8 protein-coding genes are annotated in these 5,821 nt (G+C 70.5%); all 8 read right to left on the bottom strand.

The features are described from left to right. The coding region (locus AB0J09_RS54295) for a hypothetical protein (RefSeq protein ID WP_360710086.1) at nt 1-262 on the bottom strand (262 nt) is incomplete at its 3' end. Beyond that, entirely contained in the window at nt 259-1,293 is a 1,035-nt protein-coding gene (locus AB0J09_RS54290) for a glycosyltransferase family 2 protein (RefSeq protein ID WP_360710084.1), read from the bottom strand. The genes AB0J09_RS54290 and AB0J09_RS54295, both read right to left, overlap by 4 nt. A 3-nt stretch (nt 1,294-1,296) precedes the next feature. Then, nucleotides 1,297-2,040: a hypothetical protein gene (locus AB0J09_RS54285; RefSeq protein WP_360710082.1), complete on the bottom strand. Its 744-nt coding sequence runs from the start codon at nt 2,038-2,040 to the stop codon at nt 1,297-1,299. A gap of 16 nt (nt 2,041-2,056) precedes the next feature. Beyond that, a complete protein-coding gene (locus tag AB0J09_RS54280; protein WP_360710080.1) occupies nt 2,057-3,361 on the bottom strand; it encodes a hypothetical protein in 1,305 nt (434 codons plus the stop codon). Then, nucleotides 3,358-4,143: a hypothetical protein gene (locus tag AB0J09_RS54275; RefSeq protein ID WP_360710078.1), complete on the bottom strand. Its 786-nt coding sequence runs from the start codon at nt 4,141-4,143 to the stop codon at nt 3,358-3,360. Before AB0J09_RS54275 ends, AB0J09_RS54280 begins: the two co-directional genes overlap by 4 nt. A gap of 1 nt (nt 4,144) precedes the next feature. Next, nucleotides 4,145-4,507, bottom strand: coding sequence for an SgcJ/EcaC family oxidoreductase (locus tag AB0J09_RS54270; protein ID WP_360710076.1), 363 nt, complete (start codon nt 4,505-4,507; stop codon nt 4,145-4,147). A gap of 29 nt (nt 4,508-4,536) precedes the next feature. After that, nucleotides 4,537-5,526, bottom strand: coding sequence for a hypothetical protein (locus AB0J09_RS54265; protein ID WP_360710074.1), 990 nt, complete (start codon nt 5,524-5,526; stop codon nt 4,537-4,539). Next, the coding region (locus tag AB0J09_RS54260) for a hypothetical protein (RefSeq protein WP_360710073.1) at nt 5,516-5,821 on the bottom strand (306 nt) is incomplete at its 5' end. The genes AB0J09_RS54265 and AB0J09_RS54260, both read right to left, overlap by 11 nt.

Genomic DNA, 5,821 nt, shown 5'->3' with positions numbered 1-5,821 from the left:
GGTAGATCCGGCGCAGCTCCGCCACCGCCTCCTGGGCCGCGTCGCTGGCCGGGGAGATGACGGCGGCGACGTCGATCGGGCCCAGGGCGCGGGCGATGCCTTCCGGATCCCTGCTGGTCATGCAGAGGAACTGGTCGGCTTCCGCGGCGCCGAGCGCGTCGGGGCGCTGGTCCACGCCGATCACCCGGTAGCCGAGCCTGCGCCCCTCCCGGTAGGCGGGGATCTGGTCCTCGCCTCCGCCGAGCACGATGAGGTTTCTCAACTGACGTTCTCCCAGACTTCGGCGACGACATAGGGGGTCTCATGGCCGTACAGAGCCTCGTCCGCCCGGATCGGGATGTTGGCCTCGCGGATCTGGTAGCGCGGCACGCCGATCGCCTGCACGCGCATCACCCGTACGAGATAGCGGGCGACCACGGCGAGCAGGACGAGCGTGACCAGGGCGGTGAGCAGGGCTGCCAGGTCGACCACGAGTGGGCCGACGCGCCCGGCCAGCGCCAGCGCCGCGATCGCGATCCCCCCGGCCACGGCCGCGGCGGCCAGGCCGATGAGCCAGGTCAGCGGCCGGAACGAGAACCCGACGAACAGCTCGATGGCGTGCGTGAACAGCTTGCGCAGGTTCCACTTGCCGGTGCCGTCCACCCTCGGCTGGTGCGTGGTGGGCAGCGTGGTGTAGCGGGCGCCGAGCAGCGGGGCGGTGGCGATGAAGTACGGCGTGGACAGCTTGGTGTCCACCACCTTGCGCGCCACGCTGGTCCGGACGATCCGGAACACCGACGCGCCCTGCGGCAGCTCGATACCGAGCCAGCGCTGGGCGATCGTCTGGTGCGCCCAGGTGCCGAGCCTGCGGTACCACGCGTCCTGGCGGTTCTCGCGCACGGCGAAGACCACGTCGTAGCCCTCCATCGCCTTGGCCACGAGCCGGTGCATCTCGTGCGGGGGCGACTGCAGGTCCGCGTCGAACTGCACCGTCCAGGCCTTGGAGGCGTACGTGAACCCGGCGGAGAAGGCCGCCTCCAGGCCGAAGTTCCTGGCGAAGGAGATGTACTTCACCCGGGGATCGGTGGCGGCGAAGCCCTTGATCGCATCCAGCGTGCCGTCGGTGCTGCCGTCGTCGATGAAGAGCATCTCGACGTCCTCGTACTTGCCCAGCTCCGCCTGGATCTCCTGGTACGCGCGCTCGACGCAGGCGATCTCGTTGTAGCACGGGATGATCGCGGTGATGCCGGGGGGCGGCATGCGGGCGTCCTTCATGCCCGCATGCGCCCCTGAGTGATGGATGAGGTCGGACATCTGTCAGTCGAACATCGCGTGCATGGTCTCGTGAGTGGCCTCCTTCTTGGCGTCCGACTCACTGGCCCAGCAGGTGTTCAGGATGATGCGCGTCTGGTCGGCGTTCAGCGGGATCGTGCGGTGCAGAGTGGTGTCCGAACGCAGGAAGTACAGGTCGCCGGTGGCGTGTCCCCAGGTCTTGATCGGGTGCGCCTGCAGGTACTCCTCCACGCGCGGGTCCTGCTTGTTCCAGTCGGTGTGCGGGACGGTCTGGAGCTGACCGCCGTACTTGGCCTCCGGGGCCTCGATGATCCAGATCACCGTGAAGCTGAAGTCACCCCAATGCCAGCCGTGCGTGTCGCCCTTCTTGTGCTGGCGGATGGCGATGTACTTCTCCTCCTCCCACGGGCACAGCACGACCGGCTGGGCCGCCAGCCGGGAAAGGAAGCCCATGAGAGCCTGCGATTCGTAGACGGCCGGGATCAGCCCGCTGTCCTTGGCGATGGCCTGCTGGCTGATCGTGCTCATGTAACGCGGCGAGTTGCCGGTCTCGGCCAGGTGAATGTCGATCCGCTTCTCGTGCAGGTCGAGCAGCCGGTGGACCTCGTCGCTGACCTCCGTGAACAGCGACTGCGAGACCAGCCCGGGCAGTTTCACATATCCCTCGCGGCGGAAGTGCTGCGACAGCTTGCGTACGGCGTGGTCATCGGTGTAAGCGGCCTTCAGGTGGTCGGCAATGCGCTGGTCGATGGTTTCCTTCAGCGACATGTGACACGTGACCTTTCTAGGTTGCGGATGAATCACCGGAAAGCACGGGGTCTCCGTGTACTTTCACGATCTTGATCTTTCCGTTGGCTTCTGGGGCGATTTGTGTCGCCGTTCGTACGGTGGCGTCCAGGCCGGGCGCCTTGCGGCGGAGCGCCTGCGTGATGTCGGCCGTGAGGTCGTCGCGGGCGCCCGCGACCGGCACGATCACCACCTCGACCGCCCCCGGCCGGTGCTGGATCAGCTGCATCCGGGTCACCTCGGGGAAGTCCTGGACCACGTAGGTGAGGAAGTCCCCGTAGTAGCGCCGGCCGTCGGCGGCGGCGATGCGGTCCTGGCTGCGGCCCAGGACCTCGCGCACGATGGGCGTGCGGGCCACTCCGCAGGGGCAGTCGCTGGGGGTGATGTGCACCCGGTCGCCGAGCCGGTAGCGGATCAGCGGCATGGCCTGGCCGCGCAGCCTGGTGAGGATGATCTCGCCCCGGCCGTCCTCGACCGAGACGGTGCCGTCCTCGTGCTCGACCTCGACGACCAGGTCGGAGGTGCGCAGGTGCAGGCTCCCCTTCGGGCAGGCGCGGGCGATGGTGAACGTCTCGACGCAGGCGTACACCTCTTGGTGGGCCGCGCCGAAGTAGTCGAGGATGTGCGCGCGGGCGGCCGGGGTGAGCCGCTCGCCGCCGAACAGCACGGTCCTGACGCCCTTGTGGGCGATGCCGCGCCGCTTGAGCTCGTCCACCACGCTGGCGATGACGTTGGGGAACCCGACGAGGAACGTGGGCCTGGCCGCCAGGAACGCGGCCACCTGCTCGTCCAGCGGCCGGTCGGTGGGGATGTGGAAGTTGCGCAGCACTCCCAGGCGTTCGAGCGGGTGGCGCAGGAACGGGTTGACCCGGAAATAGGCGATCCTGTCGGAGGGACGCAGCCCGAGGGAGAGCATGTCCTGCAGATACGTGGCGCGCAGGTAGCCCAGGTCGCGTTCCGAGTTGCGGATCGTGATCGGGATGCCCGAGGACCCGCTGGTCGTGGCGGCGCGGGTGTTGGCCTCGGTGAACCCGTCCGCGAGCAGGCCGGCTCCGTTGTGGTGCAGGTCCATGCGGTCCAGCACCGGGAACCCGGCCAGGTCGTGCGCGCTGCGCAGCCCCTCGACCGCGGCGGGGGCGAACGCGCGCCGATAGTAGGGGACGTTGGCGTAGGCGTGCCGTACGAGGGCGCGCAGCCGCTGGGCCTGGAGCCGCCGCTGCTCCTCGTGGCCGAGGCGTTCCCTGTGGCGGATCCCGGCCAGGTGATAGGCGACCGGCGCGAGGTTGAACGTGGACTTCCTCACGAGGTCACCGCCTCGCGGGCGGCCAGCACGGGCGTGCCGTGCCGGCGGCAGCGCTCCAGGGCGAGGTGGGCGGTGCCGGGGACGCTGATGCCCACCAGGGTCGGCCGGCGCCGTCGCAGCAGGGTGAACAGCGGTCCCGCCGGGGTCTGGCGGACGTGGACGCGCCGCCAGTTCACGTGGACCTGCCCGCAGCCCCGGTGGCGGCCCCCGAGATAGCCCAGGTGACCGTCGTGCACGACATGCCCGTGCTCGTGCGTGTCGAGGTCCGTCAGGGGCACGCGCAGGAGCAGGCGTGCCCGGCCCGGACGATCGGGCAGCCCGGCGATCTGGCCGGGGTCGCCCAGCAGGGCGGGCTCGCGCGCGGCGTGCAAGGCACGCAGCCCGGCCGCCCTGATCTCGGGGTCGGCCACCTCGGCGTCCGCGCTGAGCACGACGTGGTAGCGCGCCCTGCCGATCCGCCGCCAGTCCAGCAGTGCCCGGCGCACCTCGAACAACGGCCGCTCACCCCGGTACTCCCCGGTCAGCCGCAGGGCCTCGAACAGCTCGTCGGGCTCTCCCAGCCAGCCGGGTTCCTCCCGCCGCCGCTCGTACGGCGCGCCCAGCGGGTACAGCCTGGCCAGCACGGCCTCAAGCCGCGTCACCGGCGTCGGGGCAGGCTCCTCCTGCCGCGCGCCCGTCTCGGCCCACATCTCGCGGTAGTACGGCACGGTGCCGAACGCCCGCGCCACCGCGGCCCGGTACCCCTGCTCCCAGGCCCGCTCGGAGAACCCCGATCCGGTCATCTCAGCAGAAGGTGTTCTGGTCGTGGACGAGCAGCCACCGCCCGTCGGCCCGGGTGAAGTACAGGGTCAGGTAGTAGACCTTCTGGTACGGCTTCCCCTCCGGGTCCAGGTCGTCGTACACCACCGACAGCAGGGCGAAGGCGGCCTCCCCCACCGTCTCCACCCGCACGGTCTCGGCCCGCAGCGACCAGTCGGGGTCGCCGAACCAGGCGGCGTGGAACTCGGCGATCGCCTCCTTGCCGCGCAGGAACGTCCCGTTCGGCAGGATCACCGAGGCGTCCTGGTGGACGGTGGCCAGGTATCCCTCCAGGTCACGTGCCTCGATCGCCTTCAGATGCGCGTCGAGCGCCTGTGAGAACTCCATGGTCGTTCGCCTCTCGAGATGTCGGATGGTCACCATGCGGCCGGCACGGCGGTCTGGGGAATCAGCTCGCACCCGAACCGCTGCTTCAGCTCGGCCATCCCCTTGCCGAACTCGCATCCCTCGCGGCCGTGCCCGATCATGTAGTCGATCTCGCGTAGATACAGGTCGAAGTAGAGGTTGCGGCGGCCCCCGTCGCGCACCTCCAGCGAGCCGGTCACCGTGGTGACCAGCCGCCGGCCGTCGTCGAAGGCGAGATCGAAGGAGAGCAGCCGGTCCTCGTCCAGGTGGCCGAAGTAACGCACGCCTTCCTCTCCGCTGAGCACGTGGAAGTAGCGCGCGGGCAGGGGTGCGTCGGAGCTGCCGTGCTTGCGCAGGGTGGCCTGGGCCAGCGCCGCGGCCTGCACCGGGTCGATCTCGCCCGCGCCCGCCAGCACCCGCGTGCCCTCCGCGGCCTCGGCGTGGATCTTGTGTAGCCGGCGCCGCCGGTCGCGCGGCAGGTCGGCGAAGTACGCGTCCATGTCCGGCCAGCGGTTGCGCAGCAGCGTGTTGGGGGCGGTCGTGATCCGGGGCCGGGACCGTCGCGCCACCACCGGCAGCATGTCGGCGGTGATCTGCCGGTAGAGAATGCCCAGGCAGTGCCGCCCCAGCCGGCGGCGCAGCGCCTTCTCGAACGCGGCGAGCACGGCGACCCTGTCCGGCTCGGACAGCTCGGCGGCGAACACGAAACCGCTGGTGAAGCCGATGAGCATGCGGCAGTTGAACCACCCGGTCAGCGGCAGCGCCCCGGGCTCGGCGTACCTGCCCCGGCGGGGCGGCAGCCCCGTCACCTCACCGCTGAACAGGGCGGCCACCTGGCCCCCGTCACGCACGATCCCCAGCCGGACAGGACGGGTGGAGCACCAGGCGACCGCGGTGAGCGCGTCCGCCTGCCAGGCCGCGATCAGGCCCTCCTGCTTGCGGAAGAGCTCCCAGTCGGCGGGCACCGGCTGCACCGTGGGGTCGATGATCTCAACTTGCATCGGCGTCACCCGGCCTGAGCTGGGCGAGCACCCGCTCACGCAGAGGGCGCTCGGTGCGGTCGGCGTAGGCTCGCACGGCGGCGACGAGCTCGGCCCGGCCGAAGATCTCCTCCAGCCGCCTCAGCGGCGGCCCCGACTCGGTGCCGAACAGGGTCAGATAGAGCGTCCGGTACGACGCGCGGGTCCAGCGTTCCGGTAGATCCCCGTCCACGAGCAGGGCCCCCGGCTCGGCCGCCACCGTACGGTCCATCCAGCAGCGGCCGTGACGGGCCAGCCAGGCGTGGGCGTGGCGGAC

The organism is Nonomuraea sp. NPDC049784 (assembly GCF_040659615.1).
GTDB lineage: Bacteria > Actinomycetota > Actinomycetes > Streptosporangiales > Streptosporangiaceae > Nonomuraea.
The sequence above is the reverse complement of the archived record's forward strand: the minus strand, read 5'-3'. Positions and strand labels throughout refer to the sequence as shown.